This window comes from Citrobacter sp. CK194 (assembly GCF_030333395.1).
GTDB classification, from domain to species: domain Bacteria; phylum Pseudomonadota; class Gammaproteobacteria; order Enterobacterales; family Enterobacteriaceae; genus Citrobacter_B; species Citrobacter_B koseri.
In genome coordinates, this window is the sequence record NZ_JAOWGA010000019.1 from 966,259 (window position 1) to 980,593 (window position 14,335).

Sequence of the window (14,335 nt, forward strand, 5' to 3'; positions counted from 1 at the left end):
CTCCCTTAGGTGTTTATTCCGGTCGTTGGTAGCGGATGAAGCAGCTCAATCCATCCGGCGCCTGCTCAACGATGGCATTAATGCCAAACCACTGGCTGAGGTTTTCAGGCGTAAAAATGGTTGCAGGGCTGCCCTGCATTGCCAGTTGACCCGCTTTCATTACGAGAATGCGGTCGCAGAACATGGCGGCATGGTTCAGGTCGTGCAGAGCCGCAATGACGGTGAGCTTCTGGCGTTTCACCAGATTAAGCAGACCTATCTGATGTTGAATGTCGAGATGGTTCGTGGGTTCATCCATCAGCAGCACTTTCGGTTGCTGCGCCAGGGCCCGGGCGATATGCAGACGCTGTTTTTCCCCGCCAGAAAAGGTATTCCAGCAGCGATTTTGTACGCGCTGTAGATCTACCTTCTCCAGCATGGTCTGGACAATATCGTCATCTTGTTTAGACCAGGGCGAGAGCAGACTCAACCACGGGGTGCGCCCCAGAGAGACAGCCTGCAATGCGGTGAGACGTTCACTGGTTTCCGCTTGTTGTTCCACCAGCGCCACTTTTTGCGCTAAATGGCGGCGCGAGTAATGGCGGATATTTTTATTCTCCAGCGTTACGCTGCCTGACGAGGGTTTCAGTAAACCGGCAAGCAATGAGATCAGTGATGTTTTGCCTGAGCCATTGGGGCCGATAATGCCGACAAACTCACCGGGTGCGACGTGAAAAGAGACGTCGCTGACGATGGCTTTGCCTTTTACTTCCCAGTGCAGTTGCTGCGCCTGCACCAGGCTTCGGACTGTTGCAGAAGGATAGCGTGGAGCGGTGAGAGCAGAATTTACCGTCATTTTGTCTGGTTTCCTCTGATCAAAATGATGGAAAACGCAGGTGCGCCTACAAGCGCCGTAATCACCCCGATGGGTAACACCTGCCCGGGAAGTAATGTCCTGGAGATTACGTCGGCGATAATGAGAAAAATGGCGCCGATCATGGCGCTGACCGGCAGCAATCGATGGTGTTGATTACCCACCAGCAGGCGGGCGGCATGAGGGATCACCAGGCCAACAAAACCAATCGCCCCGACAATGGAGACCATAATTGCCGTCATCCCGGTAACGGCGGCAATCAGGACTCCGCGCGTGCGTTTTACCGGGATGCCAAGTGACGCTGCGGACTCTGCGCCAAACGAAAACGCATCCAGATGACGGGCGTAACAAAAACATAACGCCACACCGACCAGCGCGGTAGGGACGGCCAAAACGACATCTGGCCAGCGAACGCCGCTCAGATTGCCCAGCAGCCAGAACATAATCCCACGGGCCTGTTCTGCATTCGCTGAGCGAGTGATGATTAGTGAGGTGAGGGCATTAAATAACTGTGAACTGGCGATCCCGGCCAGGATGATTTGTGTGGTGGCGCTTCCCTGTCTCCCCCCGGCGGCGATCGCCAGTAACGCCACGAAAAGAAAAGCCGTTAACGCCCCAATAAAAGCCCCGAGCGACATGCTGACGATCCCAGCGCCAAGCCCTGTTAAGGCGATCAGAACAGCGCCGGTCGAGGCGCCGGCAGAGATCCCCAGTAGATAAGGCTCTGCCAGCGCGTTTCGTAGCAATGACTGCAATACGACGCCGGAAACCGCCAGACATGCGCCACAACAGGCAGAAACCAACGCCCGCGTCAGGCGATAGTTCCAGATAATGCCCGCATCCAGCGCATCAACGGCATAGCGCGTATCAAAGAACTGGTTAGAAAGCGTATGGATGACATGCTGCCAGGGGATAAACGTCTCGCCAATGGAGATCCCCGCCAGTAGAACGCAGCACATCAGCACGCTGACCCAAAGGGCGTGTCCCCCGATTCTTATCGTTAACTGGCCGACAGCGCGACGCGTCCTGCGAGTTTCGCTCATCATCTACCTGCAATCCTGAATACCAGAGGCGCGCTATGCCCGGTAAGACATAGCGCGACATAACGATTATTGAGCCGTTTTCGGATGCGCCAGACCGTATTCAACCAACGCATCGGCGAGTTTTTCGACGCCATCTATCGTTCTGATGCCGGCGTTCATTGTTTGCACATCCACCACTGGCAGATGGTTCTCCTTCACGGCGGGGATGAGTTTAGTCACGGGATCGGACTTGAGATATTCCAGTTTGACCTGCCAGTCATCTGCCGGGAAACGACGGCGGCTCATTTCACCGAGAACAATGACGGACGGGCTGGCTTTCGCGATGGTTTCCCAGCCAACGGTTGGCCACTCTTCAGCAGAATCAATCACATTTTTCACCCCCAGCGTCTGGGCGATCCATGCGGCAGGGCCAAATTTCCCGGCCACATAGGGGTCCAGTTGCAGGTCGGCGCTGGAAAACCAGAATACGGCGGAAACGTTCTTATCCATCCCGGCAATTTTGTTTTTGGCGGCAGCTTCACGGGCTTTCAGACTGGCGATCAATTCATCACCTTTGTCCTGCACGTCAAAAATTTTCGCCAGATCGGAGACTTCCTGATAAACCATAGCAATATCAAACATGCCTTTACGTACACCGTCGCCACCGTCTTCGTTGTCTTTAGCGCAGTCCGCAGGCGCGGTATATACCGGTACGTTCAACTCGCTAAACTGCTCGTAAGAGGCGACGGTTCCGGCAGGTCCAATTTGCCATTCAAACTGGCTGGCGACCAAATCCGGTTTTTTGGCAATAATGCCTTCAAAGCTGGGGATGTTCTGCGCAATCACGGCCACTTTTTCATTTGCCGCTTTGTAAGCATCCGGGACGGGACCGAACCACAGCGATGTGCCGACAACGCGCTCGGCCAGCCCCAGGGAATAAAGAATTTCAGTGCTGTTTTGCCCGACCGTGGCAACGCGTTCCGGGGCTTTATTGAAGGTAATATCACGGCCGCAGTTTTTAATCGTCAACGGATAGACTGTTTTTGCCGCATGAGTCAATCCTGATGTGAATAATAACGCTGCGCCAGCCACAGCCAGAAGGTATTTTTTATGAGGTAAAGTAAAGTCTGCGTACATTGTTATCGTCCTGTACATGCCAGAATCTGAACGTCTGGTCATGGTTTATTTGGTTCCATATATCGGGACAGGTACATGACGATAGATGACATTGAATGATGAAATTATGAGAATGCAAAATCTCAGCAGGAATAGGCTCATCAATTCATAATGGTATTTATGCCAAATAAATCATCCCATGGACCATCCCGTCCACTCAATGTGTACAACCCTGACAGCAGGTCTCCTGGCTCACGGTAATCAGAATATCGGCCTTCCCATAAAGCAAATCTTTACAGTGACCGGTGGTTACAATAACCACACGCAGATATTCGGTATCCGCCTACAGTTGCGGGGGCAGCTATGGAATGAGATTAAAATAATCCGCACCATATTCCTTTCAAAACAACGGCTGTGTTATGAATACTGTCACTGGCGACTGTATCGGCAATCAATAACCTCGTCAACCGTATGAAAAAAGAACAAAAACATCATACTTTATGGTGATTTTTATATTAATTAATTTAAATTCAAATGGTTGTGTTTTTGTTGGAGTGGTGATTATTGCAACCGCAAGTAATAACGGAAAGGCAAATGAGAATTGATTGACGTTGATCAATTAATCGCGATGAGAAAGAAGGCGTTATTATAAACAGTGAATGTTATCAATACTGTCGATGGTAATAATATATTTACACGGTTTTTCCATATGCACGATCTGCCACTCGTCGCCCACATCCATGAAGACGTTAAACAGATTTCGTCGCCAGAATTGATACCCGCCGGGTAAAAAATGATGGGTGTGCAAATATAATATTTTATAGTGTTGCTGCTCGCAAAATTGTTCAGCCAGCGAGACCAGCTGGCTGCCAATACCTTGCCTGCGATAATGCTGATCGACATAGCAGCGACAAATCTCAGCTGTCTCCGGTAAATTATAACGACCGTGCAACATCTCTATTCTGTCATCGTACTGACATATCGCCAGCGTCCCAATTATCTGCTGTTGTTCATTCCAGACGCCGAACAATTGGTTTCTTTCCCGCTCAAGATAATTTCCCTGGAGGTCGAATACGTCGTCACTCGCAGTGGGTAATGCTCTTCCGGCATTAAAATAAAGATTAAGATGCCGAATAATAAAGGACTGTACGGCAGGAATATCGTCCCGCGTTATTTCACGAAAAACAAACGGAGAGGTTGGTTTCATATCGGTTATCGCTAACAAATATCAGGAAAACGATAATAACAAGCCAGACGCAGAAAACCAGTTTTCAATAAGAAAACTTGCCGGTCTGTTGAGATACAGACCGGCAGTCGAGATTAGATATCCGCCAGCGCGGCATCTTTGTTCGGGAAGAATGCCAGACGACCTGGAATGGGTTTGATACCGGCGCGGGCCATGGTGCGCAGCGGCTGGAATTCCACGTTACTGACGCGCAGTTCACAGCCTTCCGGCAAACGCTTCACAAAGCGCTGGAAGGCGTCCAGACCACCGGCATCCAGCACCGGAACGGCGTCCCACTTCAGCACCACAATGCGTTTACCCTCAATGCGTGATTCGAGGTCGGTAAATAACCCTTCCGCGGCGGCGAAAAAGAGCGGCCCGATAACGCGTAATACCAGCACATCATCGGGAACCGTGATGTTTACCGCCGCGAGGCGCGTCATACGGGCAATACGGCGCATAAACAGCAGGGAAGCCAGGACAATCCCGACGCTGATCGCAATCACCATATCGAAGAGCACCGTCAGCGACATACACATCATCATCACGATGATGTCGTCTTTGGGCGCATGTCGCAGTAAATCGACCACCTTATGGGCTTCACTCATGTTCCACGCGACCATCAGCAGCAGCGCGGCCATGGCGGAAAGCGGCAGCCATGACAACAGGGGAGCCAGCGCGAGGAGGGCGAGGATGACCAGAATTGCGTGGATAACGGCGGAAATGGGCGAGGTCGCGCCTGCGCGCACGTTTGCCGCAGAACGGGCGATCGCCGCCGTCGCGGTGATCCCGCCAAAGAACGGCGCCACGATATTCCCCAGCCCCTGGCCGATCAGTTCGCTGTTTGCTTTGTGTTTGGTGCCCGTCATGCCGTCGAGCACGACCGCGCACAGCAGGGACTCAATCGCCCCCAGCATCGCCATCGAGAAAGCGGCTGGCAATAACGCCCGCAATGAATCCCAGCTTAGCGTGAAATCTGAATCCGGGAGATTCCACGGCAATACCAGCTGCGGCAGCAACTGAGGAATGCCGTTGCCCTGCGAACCATCGGCCAGCACATAGTGGAACTGTGAACCAATCGTCGCCACATGGCCACCCAGCAGATTAACCACGGCCATAACGGCGCAGCCCGCCAGCAGAGCCGGAAGATGGCCCGGCAGACGAATCCCCAGACGCGGCCAGAACATCAGCATACCGAGCGTCACCACGCCAATAGCGGCATCGCCCGGATTAATGGTCGGCAACGCCATAACCAGCGCCCCGACTTTTTGTAGGTAATGCTCCGGCACATGGGCCATTTGCAGACCGAGAAAATCTTTAATCTGCATTGTCCCGATGGTGATGCCGATCCCTGATGTAAAACCTAACGTGACCGATACGGGAATGTATTCGATCAGACGGCCAAAACGCGCGAGGCCGAAGAGGATCAGGAACACCCCGGACATGAGGGTGGCGACCAGCAGACCTGCCAGCCCGAATTGTTGCGATACCGGGTAGAGAATAACGACAAATGCGGCGGTCGGGCCGGAGACGCTGAAGCGTGACCCGCCGGTTAAGGCAATAACAATTCCCGCCACAGCGGACGTATAAAGACCGTACTGCGGTGCAACACCACTGCCAATTGCCAGCGCCATCGCCAGCGGGATAGCGATGATCCCGACGGTTACCCCGGCAATCACATCACGGGTGAACCGTGAGGCGGTATATTTTTCTTTCCAGCAAGCGTCGATGAGGGCGCGGAAAGGCATCACATGTGAGGAAAATATTCTGTTCACAATAATGTTTCATCCATGAGCGCATCATCTGTCAACTAAATGGCAGGTGAAGGAGGCATTGGTCATACAAATAAGAGTTACAGACAAAAAAACCCGCCGCAGCGGGTTTTTTAGCCGGGTTCGGTTAGTGTTCGAACATAGCTGAAATGGATTCTTCGTTGCTGATACGACGAATCGCTTCGGCCAGCATACCCGACAGTGTCAACGTGCGCACGTTCGGCAGTGCTTTAATTTCGTCGGTCAGTGGAATGGTGTCACAGACAACGACTTCATCAATCACCGAATTGCGCAGGTTGTTTGCCGCATTGCCTGAGAAAATCGGGTGAGTCGCGTAGGCGAATACGCGTTTGGCACCACGTTCTTTCAGTGCTTCTGCTGCTTTGCACAGCGTACCACCGGTATCGATCATATCATCAACCAGTACGCAGTCGCGGCCGGCAACGTCACCGATGATGTGCATCACCTGAGAAACGTTAGCGCGCGGACGACGTTTGTCGATGATCGCCATATCGGTATCGTTCAGCAGCTTAGCGATAGCGCGGGCACGCACAACGCCACCGATATCTGGAGAAACCACAATCGGGTTATCCAGGTTCAGTTGCAGCATATCTTCTAACAGAATTGGGCTACCGAATACGTTATCAACCGGAACGTCAAAGAAGCCCTGGATCTGTTCAGCATGCAGGTCAACGGTGAGAACGCGGTCAACGCCAACGCTGGACAGGAAGTCAGCGACGACTTTTGCGGTAATCGGTACACGAGCGGAACGTACACGACGGTCCTGACGCGCATAGCCAAAGTAAGGGATAACGGCGGTGATACGGCCTGCGGAAGCACGGCGCAGCGCATCGACCATAACAACCAATTCCATCAGGTTGTCGTTAGTAGGGGCACAAGTGGACTGGATGATGAAAATATCACCACCGCGTACATTTTCGTTAATTTGTACGCTGACTTCGCCGTCGCTAAAGCGACCTACAGCGGCGTCGCCGAGAGAAGTGTACAGGCGGTTGGCAATACGTTGTGCTAGTTCCGGGGTGGCGTTACCAGCAAAAAGCTTCATATCAGGCACGAGAAGAACCTCAGGCATGCGTCCATTGGTGGATAGAATCTGCCGAAAACTGTGCGGGCCAGGCAATATCCTATCCAGGCGGTGTATTAAAGAGCGCGATGCAACGTCTGGAACAGGGTGACGTTGTCACCGAAACTCAGCTTGCCCGGCTTAAAGCATGGCTTTTTGCAATGGAGAGAGGTTGACACCCTTCGCCACAAACGCATTGAGCCATTCCGGGGCTTGCTTAAGCACCTGACGAGCAGCGGATTCTGTATCGAATTCAGCAAAGACACAGGCCCCTGTACCAGTCAGGCGCGACGGCGCGTATTCTAACAGCCAGGAAAGCGCCGCATCAACCTCGCGAAAACGTTTTCTTGCGATAACCTCGCAATCATTGCCGAATTCACATTTTAATAACGTTTCTATTGACCTTTTTGGCGTGTTGCGCGGTAATTCGGGGTCCTTGAAAATAACCGGCGTGGGGATGCTTACTCCAGGGTGGGCAACCAGATACCACTTCTCCGGCGGGTCTACCGGCGTCAGGATTTCACCCACGCCCTCGGCGAAGGCCGCATGTCCACGGACAAACACCGGGACGTCTGCGCCCAGCGTTAAGCCTGTTTCCGCCAGTTCATCGACCGATAATCCGCACTGCCAGAGATGATTCAGCGCCACCAGAACGGTCGCCGCATTGGACGAGCCGCCACCCAGACCGCCGCCCATGGGCAAACGTTTCTCGATGCTGATATCCGCGCCGCTGCCTGCGGGCAAACGCCCGTGGGCGGACGCTGTCTTCATCAGCAACCGCGCCGCGCGGACGATCAGATTGTCGTCATTTTCGACGCCCTCGACAGGCGTCAAAAGATGAATTTCGCCGTCACCGCGCGGCGTAATGCCGATCGTGTCGCCGTAATCAAGAAACTGGAACAGCGTTTGCAATGTGTGATAACCGTCCGCACGCTGTCCGGTGATGTATAAAAACAGATTCAGTTTTGCCGGAGATGGCCAGTGGGTCATCATTTTACAATCCAGTTATCCATCTTCAGTTTGATGCGCTGACCGCCGTCAGAGAGTTCCATATTTGCCGGCATGGCGGGCTGCGTTTTACTGTCGTATCCGCTGTATACCACTTTCCAGTTTTTACCGTCCTGGCGGTAGTTCACTTCGCTCAGGCGGTACTGGTCGTCGAGGGTGTAATCGGTGGCGTCGCCCGGCAGACCGAGGATCCACTGGCGTAAGCTGTTAAGCGGAATGGGCATTCCGGTCAGCTTGCCGATCATCTCTTCGGCGTCGTCGGCGGTGTAACGCTGCCCTTTATTATCGACCAGTTGCACATTGCCCGGCTGGGCGTTCAGCTCCAGTTCGGTACTGCCCAGCGGATTGGTCAACAGCAGACGGTAGCGATCCTGACCGGTTTGCTGCCAGAAGAAGCGGGCATACACTTTCTGATCGTCGGAGATATAAGCAAACGCGCCACGCGTCTGATACTGATTCAACTTGCGCACGTCCTGCTGATGCTGACGCCACTGAGGGGAGTCGGGACTTTTGCCAGGACCTTTCGGCGCATTGATCGTACAGGCGGTGAGGACCAGGCTAGCCAGCGGGAGCAGGCGGATCAGGCGAAAATCAGGCAGGGTCATAGTGATGACGAATCCTTGTAATACGGTGCGATAATTGCCTGATGGCGCTATGCTTATCAGGCCGACAAACTGAACCCGTCGGTTGGTTGCAGTTATAACCCTTAATGCTAGCGCTGACCGGGTACATCGTCTACGTTCACGTTATCTTAATTTAAACAGTAAGCTATTACTCCAAAAGGAGGCTGTCTCTTTTATTGACCACGAGCATCCTGTATGATGCACCCAGTCTAACCTTATCAACGCTGGTACTATTCCCGCACACATGACCCTTTTAGCGCTCGGTATTAACCATAAAACGGCACCTGTATCGCTGCGAGAACGCGTAACGTTTTCGCCAGATACGCTCGATCAGGCGTTGGACAGCCTGCTTGCGCAGCCGATGGTGCAGGGCGGTGTGGTGTTGTCGACGTGCAACCGCACGGAGCTGTATCTCAGCGTTGAAGAACAGGATAACCTGCAAGAGGCGCTGATTCGTTGGTTATGTGATTACCATAATCTCAATGAAGACGACCTGCGCAATAGCCTCTACTGGCACCAGGACAACGACGCCGTCAGCCACCTGATGCGCGTCGCCAGCGGGCTGGACTCGCTGGTGCTGGGCGAACCGCAAATTCTCGGTCAGGTGAAAAAAGCGTTTGCGGATTCGCAAAAAGGCCATCTGCATGCCAGCGCGCTGGAACGCATGTTCCAGAAATCGTTTTCCGTCGCCAAACGCGTACGCACCGAAACAGACATCGGCGCCAGCGCCGTGTCTGTTGCTTTTGCCGCCTGTACGCTGGCGCGTCAAATTTTCGAATCCCTCTCCACGGTGACGGTGTTGCTGGTCGGGGCGGGTGAAACCATTGAACTGGTCGCGCGCCATCTGCGTGAACATAAAGTACAGAAAATGATCATCGCCAACCGCACCCGCGAACGCGCGCAAATGCTGGCAGATGAAGTGGGAGCTGAGGTTATTTCGTTGAGCGACATCGACGAACGTCTGCGGGAAGCCGATATTATTATCAGCTCAACCGCAAGTCCGCTGCCGATTATCGGCAAAGGGATGGTGGAGCGCGCATTAAAAAGCCGCCGTAACCAACCGATGCTGTTGGTGGACATTGCCGTGCCGCGCGACGTGGAGCCGGAAGTCGGGAAACTGGCGAATGCCTATCTGTACAGCGTTGATGACCTGCAAAGCATCATTTCGCATAACCTGGCGCAGCGTAAAGCGGCGGCAGTGGAGGCCGAAACGATTGTCGCGCAGGAAGCCAGCGAATTTATGGCCTGGCTGCGCTCGCAAAGCGCCAGCGAGACCATCCGCGAATACCGTAGTCAATCAGAGCACGTACGCGATGAACTGACAGTTAAAGCGTTGGCAGCCCTTGAACAGGGCGGCGACGCGCAAGCCATTTTGCAGGATCTGGCATGGAAACTGACCAACCGCCTGATCCATGCGCCAACTAAATCTCTTCAACAGGCCGCCCGTGACGGGGATGACGAACGCCTGAATATTCTGCGCGACAGCCTCGGGCTGGAGTAGCAGCACACCAATCTATTTTTTACAGGGTGCATTTACGCCTATGAAGCCTTCTATCGTTGCCAAACTGGAAGCCCTGCACGAACGCCATGAAGAAGTTCAGGCGCTGTTGGGTGATGCGGGAACCATCGCAGACCAGGAACGCTTTCGCGCGCTGTCGCGTGAGTATGCGCAATTAAGCGATGTTTCTCGCTGTTTTACGGACTGGCAACAGGTTCAGGATGATATCGAAACGGCACAGATGATGCTCGACGATCCTGAAATGCGCGAGATGGCGCAGGATGAACTGCGCGAAGCCAAAGAAAAAGGTGAACAACTGGAGCAACAGTTGCAGGTTCTGCTGCTGCCAAAAGATCCCGATGACGAACGTAACGCTTTCCTCGAAGTGCGCGCCGGAACAGGCGGCGATGAAGCCGCGCTGTTCGCAGGCGATCTGTTCCGCATGTACAGCCGTTACGCTGAAGCGCGTCGCTGGCGAGTAGAGATCATGAGCGCCAGTGAAGGCGAGCATGGCGGCTATAAAGAGATCATCGCCAAAATCAGCGGCGATGGCGTTTACGGGCGACTCAAGTTTGAGTCCGGCGGCCATCGCGTTCAGCGCGTCCCGGCGACCGAATCGCAGGGGCGTATCCACACATCCGCCTGTACCGTCGCCGTTATGCCGGAACTGCCGGAGGCCGAACTGCCGGATATTAACCCGGCTGATTTACGTATCGACACCTTCCGCTCTTCGGGCGCGGGCGGTCAGCACGTTAACACCACCGACTCCGCAATTCGTATTACGCACTTGCCGACCGGTATCGTGGTGGAGTGCCAGGATGAACGTTCACAGCATAAAAACAAAGCGAAGGCGCTGTCGGTGCTGGGCGCGCGCATCCATGCCGCAGAAACGGCGAAGCGCCAGCAGGCTGAAGCCTCAACCCGGCGTAACCTGTTAGGCAGCGGCGACCGCAGCGATCGCAACCGTACCTATAACTTCCCGCAGGGTCGCGTGACGGATCATCGTATTAACCTGACCCTCTACCGTCTGGATGAGGCGATGGAGGGGAAACTGGACATGCTCATTGAGCCGATTGTTCAGGAACATCAGGCCGACCAACTGGCGGCGTTGTCCGAGCAGGAATAATGGATTACCAGCACTGGTTGCGTGAGGCGATAAGCCGCTTACAGGAGAGTGAAAGCCCCCGACGTGATGCCGAGATTTTGCTGGGTCACGTTACCGGTAAGGCGCGCACCTTTATTCTGGCATTTGGCGAAACGGCGCTGACCGACACGCAGCGTGAGCAACTGGCGCAGTTGCTGGCGCGTCGTCAGCGCGGCGAACCGGTCGCACACCTGACTGGCATGCGCGAGTTCTGGTCACTGCCGCTGTTTGTCTCGCCCGCTACGCTGATTCCGCGCCCGGACACCGAATGTCTGGTCGAGCAGGCGCTGGCGCGTCTGCCTGATTCGCCGTGTCGGATTCTCGACCTCGGCACCGGAACCGGCGCGATTGCGCTGGCGCTGGCGACAGAGCGACCGGACTGCGAAGTCACGGCGGTAGACCGTATACCAGACGCCGTGGCGCTGGCTGGCCGTAATGCGCAACATCTGGCGATTCACAATGTTCGCATATTGCAAAGCGACTGGTTCGCGGCGTTGCCGGGGCAGCAATTTGACATGATCGTCAGCAACCCTCCGTATATTGATGCGCATGATCCCCATCTCGCGCAGGGCGATGTGCGTTTTGAACCGCTGTCGGCGCTGGTCGCAGACGATAACGGCATGGCGGATATCACGCACATTATCGCGCAGGCGCGCCATGCGCTGGCGCCGGGGGGGTATCTGTTGCTGGAGCACGGCTGGCAGCAAGGGGCGGCGGTCAGAACCGCGTTGACGCAGGCGGGGTACGTTCAGGTTGAGACCTGCCGTGATTATGGCGACAACGAACGAATCACGCTTGGGCGGATCGTGCCATGAATACATTTACGCTGCTGCTGGGCGTCCATCTGACCAGCGTTACGCTTTCCGTTAGCCTGTTCGTGCTGCGTTTCTGGTGGCGCTATACCCGCCATGCGCTGGCATCCGCACGCTGGACGCGGGTTGTCCCGCCGATTATTGACACCGTTTTGCTGCTTAGCGGAGCGGGGTTGATCATAAAAACGCACATCCTGCCATTCACCGAACAGGGGACATGGCTGACTGAGAAGTTGTTTGGCGTTATCATCTACATCGTTTTGGGTTTTATTGCGCTTGATTATCGTCAGGCGCGCAGTCAGCAGGCGCGCGTTATCGCCTTCCCGCTGGCGCTGGTGGTGCTGTACATCATCATTAAACTCGCCACCACAAAAATACCGTTACTGGGGTAAGTCATGAGGTCGTTAGCTGATTTCGAATTTAATAAAGCGCCACTGTGCGATGGGATGATCCTGGCATCGGAATCGATCCGCCTGGATTTTCCGACGCAAGCGGTCTATGACGAACTGGAACGTCTGGCCAGTCTGGCGCATGAAGAAATTAGCCAGCTCCTGTCTCAGGATGAGCAACTGGAAAAATTGCTGGCACTTTTTTATGGCGAGTGGGGGTTCAGAGATACCCACGGCGTCTACCGTCTTTCTGATGCATTATGGCTCGATCAGGTTCTGAAAAACCGCCAGGGGAGCGCGGTATCGTTAGGCGCAATCTTATTGTGGCTGGCTCACCGGCTGGGTCTCCCATTGGTGCCGGTCATTTTCCCGACCCAGTTGATTCTGCGTATTGAATCGCTGGAGGGGGAAATGTGGCTGATCAACCCATTTAACGGCGAAACGCTCGATGAGCATACGCTGGAAGTCTGGCTGAAGGGCAATATTAGCCCGGTCGCTGAGCTGTTTAACGAAGATCTGGATGAGGCGGATAACGCTGAGGTCATTCGCAAATTGCTGGATACGCTGAAATCTTCCTTGATGGAAGAGCGGCAAATGGAACTGGCGTTGCGCGCCAGCGAAGCGTTACTGCAATTTAACCCGGAAGACCCTTACGAGATCCGCGACCGGGGCCTGATTTATGCGCAACTGGAGTGTGAACATGTTGCGTTGACGGATTTAAGTTATTTTGTTGAACAGTGTCCAGAAGACCCGATCAGCGAAATGATTCGTGCGCAGATTAATACCATTGCGCACAAGCAAATTGTTTTGCATTAATTAATCGACATTTTACCCATGGTTAAGGCGATCCTATGAAACAAAAAGTGGTTAGCATTGGCGACATCAACGTGGCAAATGACCTGCCGTTTGTGCTGTTTGGCGGTATGAACGTGCTGGAATCACGCGATCTGGCGATGCGTATCTGTGAACACTACGTAACCGTGACCCAGAAGCTGGGTATTCCTTATGTGTTCAAAGCCTCTTTTGATAAAGCCAACCGTTCCTCTATTCACTCTTACCGTGGCCCGGGTCTGGAAGAAGGGATGAAGATTTTCCAGGAACTGAAACAAACGTTTGGTGTGAAAGTGATCACCGACGTTCATGAAGCCAGTCAGGCGCAGCCTGTCGCTGACGTGGTGGATGTCATTCAGCTTCCGGCATTCCTCGCTCGCCAGACCGACCTGGTGGAAGCGATGGCAAAAACCGGCGCGGTCATTAACGTGAAAAAACCGCAGTTCGTCAGCCCTGGTCAGATGGGCAATATCGTGGACAAATTCCACGAAGGCGGCAACGATAAAGTGATCCTGTGCGATCGCGGTGCGAACTTCGGCTACGACAACCTGGTTGTTGATATGCTGGGCTTTAGCGTGATGAAGAAAGTTTCCGGTAACTCGCCTGTTATTTTCGACGTCACCCATGCGTTGCAGTGCCGCGACCCGTTTGGCGCCGCGTCTGGCGGTCGTCGCGCGCAGGTTACTGAACTGGCGCGCGCCGGTATGGCGGTAGGTCTGGCCGGCCTGTTCATTGAAGCGCACCCGGACCCGGAGCATGCGAAATGTGACGGTCCGTCCGCGCTGCCGTTAGCGAAGCTGGAACCGTTCCTGAAGCAAATTAAAGCGATTGACGATCTGGTGAAAAGCTTCGGCGAGCTGGATACCGAACACTAAGCGGGAATGATGTGTGCCGGATGGCGTCTGACGCCGTATCCGGCCTACAATAAACGCGGTTTCGTAAGCCCGGTAAGCGTAAG

Annotated in this window: 14 protein-coding genes and 1 riboswitch; of the genes, 6 read left to right on the forward strand and 8 right to left on the reverse strand. The window is 54.2% G+C overall.

Annotated elements, in window-relative coordinates; genetic code table 11:
• Nucleotides 1-13: 13 nt before the first annotated feature.
• The 8 genes from OGX80_RS20640 to lolB all read right to left on the reverse strand — a co-directional run bounded on the left by OGX80_RS20640 (nt 14) and on the right by lolB (nt 8,685).
• Nucleotides 14-835: an ABC transporter ATP-binding protein gene (locus OGX80_RS20640; protein WP_115181578.1), complete on the reverse strand. Its 822-nt coding sequence runs from the start codon at nt 833-835 to the stop codon at nt 14-16.
• A complete protein-coding gene (locus tag OGX80_RS20645; protein ID WP_024130289.1) occupies nt 832-1,896 on the reverse strand; it encodes a FecCD family ABC transporter permease in 1,065 nt (354 codons plus the stop codon). The genes OGX80_RS20640 and OGX80_RS20645 overlap by 4 nt, the downstream gene beginning before the upstream one ends.
• 66 nt (nt 1,897-1,962) lie before the next feature.
• A complete protein-coding gene (locus OGX80_RS20650; protein WP_060816069.1) occupies nt 1,963-3,012 on the reverse strand; it encodes an ABC transporter substrate-binding protein in 1,050 nt (349 codons plus the stop codon).
• A 199-nt stretch (nt 3,013-3,211) separates the two neighbouring features.
• Nucleotides 3,212-3,437: riboswitch (cobalamin riboswitch) on the reverse strand.
• A gap of 200 nt (nt 3,438-3,637) precedes the next feature.
• Entirely contained in the window at nt 3,638-4,198 is a 561-nt protein-coding gene (locus OGX80_RS20655) for a GNAT family N-acetyltransferase (protein WP_286471418.1), read from the reverse strand.
• 113 nt (nt 4,199-4,311) lie between these two features.
• The gene (dauA, locus tag OGX80_RS20660) at nt 4,312-5,991 is read right to left on the reverse strand and encodes a C4-dicarboxylic acid transporter DauA (RefSeq protein WP_115181580.1); all 1,680 of its coding nucleotides are present in this window, start codon (nt 5,989-5,991) and stop codon (nt 4,312-4,314) included.
• 124 nt (nt 5,992-6,115) lie between these two features.
• Complete coding sequence (gene prs, locus OGX80_RS20665) at nt 6,116-7,063, reverse strand: ribose-phosphate diphosphokinase (protein ID WP_001518537.1); 948 nt, start codon at nt 7,061-7,063, stop codon at nt 6,116-6,118.
• 150 nt (nt 7,064-7,213) lie between these two features.
• Nucleotides 7,214-8,065 carry a 4-(cytidine 5'-diphospho)-2-C-methyl-D-erythritol kinase gene (gene ispE, locus OGX80_RS20670; protein WP_012132155.1) on the reverse strand — a complete coding sequence of 284 codons (852 nt, stop codon included), beginning with the start codon at nt 8,063-8,065 and terminating at the stop codon, nt 7,214-7,216.
• Nucleotides 8,062-8,685, reverse strand: a complete 624-nt coding sequence (gene lolB / locus OGX80_RS20675) for a lipoprotein insertase outer membrane protein LolB (RefSeq protein ID WP_047463422.1) — start codon at nt 8,683-8,685, stop codon at nt 8,062-8,064. The genes ispE and lolB overlap by 4 nt, the downstream gene beginning before the upstream one ends.
• 262 nt (nt 8,686-8,947) lie before the next feature.
• Here lolB and hemA point away from each other — a divergent pair, with 262 nt between their 5' ends.
• From hemA to kdsA, 6 genes are read left to right on the forward strand one after another with little or no spacing between them, the layout of a single operon-like run.
• On the forward strand, nt 8,948-10,204 hold the full coding sequence (hemA, locus tag OGX80_RS20680) for a glutamyl-tRNA reductase (protein ID WP_115181581.1): 1,257 nt from the start codon (nt 8,948-8,950) through the stop codon (nt 10,202-10,204).
• 40 nt (nt 10,205-10,244) lie between these two features.
• Complete coding sequence (gene prfA, locus OGX80_RS20685) at nt 10,245-11,327, forward strand: peptide chain release factor 1 (RefSeq protein WP_012132158.1); 1,083 nt, start codon at nt 10,245-10,247, stop codon at nt 11,325-11,327.
• A complete protein-coding gene (gene prmC / locus OGX80_RS20690) occupies nt 11,327-12,160 on the forward strand; it encodes a peptide chain release factor N(5)-glutamine methyltransferase (RefSeq protein WP_115181582.1) in 834 nt (277 codons plus the stop codon). The genes prfA and prmC overlap by 1 nt, the downstream gene beginning before the upstream one ends.
• Entirely contained in the window at nt 12,157-12,549 is a 393-nt protein-coding gene (sirB2, locus tag OGX80_RS20695; RefSeq protein WP_047463430.1) for an invasion regulator SirB2, read from the forward strand. Before prmC ends, sirB2 begins: the two co-directional genes overlap by 4 nt.
• A gap of 3 nt (nt 12,550-12,552) precedes the next feature.
• Nucleotides 12,553-13,362: an invasion regulator SirB1 gene (gene sirB1 / locus OGX80_RS20700; protein WP_012132161.1), complete on the forward strand. Its 810-nt coding sequence runs from the start codon at nt 12,553-12,555 to the stop codon at nt 13,360-13,362.
• A 35-nt stretch (nt 13,363-13,397) separates the two neighbouring features.
• Nucleotides 13,398-14,252: a 3-deoxy-8-phosphooctulonate synthase gene (gene kdsA, locus OGX80_RS20705; RefSeq protein WP_012132162.1), complete on the forward strand. Its 855-nt coding sequence runs from the start codon at nt 13,398-13,400 to the stop codon at nt 14,250-14,252.
• Nucleotides 14,253-14,335: the final 83 nt, after the last annotated feature.

Bases quoted from the DNA above. Each gene is read 5' to 3' on its own strand.
- OGX80_RS20650 (WP_060816069.1), bottom strand. From the start codon at position 3,012: ATGTACGCAGACTTTACTTTACCTCATAAAAAATACCTTCTGGCTGTG.
- OGX80_RS20640 (WP_115181578.1), bottom strand. From the start codon at position 835: ATGACGGTAAATTCTGCTCTCACCGCTCCACGCTATCCTTCTGCAACA.
- hemA (WP_115181581.1), top strand. From the start codon at position 8,948: ATGACCCTTTTAGCGCTCGGTATTAACCATAAAACGGCACCTGTATCG.
- sirB1 (WP_012132161.1), top strand. From the start codon at position 12,553: ATGAGGTCGTTAGCTGATTTCGAATTTAATAAAGCGCCACTGTGCGAT.
- sirB2 (WP_047463430.1), top strand. From the start codon at position 12,157: ATGAATACATTTACGCTGCTGCTGGGCGTCCATCTGACCAGCGTTACG.
- kdsA (WP_012132162.1), top strand. From the start codon at position 13,398: ATGAAACAAAAAGTGGTTAGCATTGGCGACATCAACGTGGCAAATGAC.
- prfA (WP_012132158.1), top strand. From the start codon at position 10,245: ATGAAGCCTTCTATCGTTGCCAAACTGGAAGCCCTGCACGAACGCCAT.
- ispE (WP_012132155.1), bottom strand. From the start codon at position 8,065: ATGATGACCCACTGGCCATCTCCGGCAAAACTGAATCTGTTTTTATAC.
- lolB (WP_047463422.1), bottom strand. From the start codon at position 8,685: ATGACCCTGCCTGATTTTCGCCTGATCCGCCTGCTCCCGCTGGCTAGC.
- prmC (WP_115181582.1), top strand. From the start codon at position 11,327: ATGGATTACCAGCACTGGTTGCGTGAGGCGATAAGCCGCTTACAGGAG.
- OGX80_RS20655 (WP_286471418.1), bottom strand. From the start codon at position 4,198: ATGAAACCAACCTCTCCGTTTGTTTTTCGTGAAATAACGCGGGACGAT.
- OGX80_RS20645 (WP_024130289.1), bottom strand. From the start codon at position 1,896: ATGAGCGAAACTCGCAGGACGCGTCGCGCTGTCGGCCAGTTAACGATA.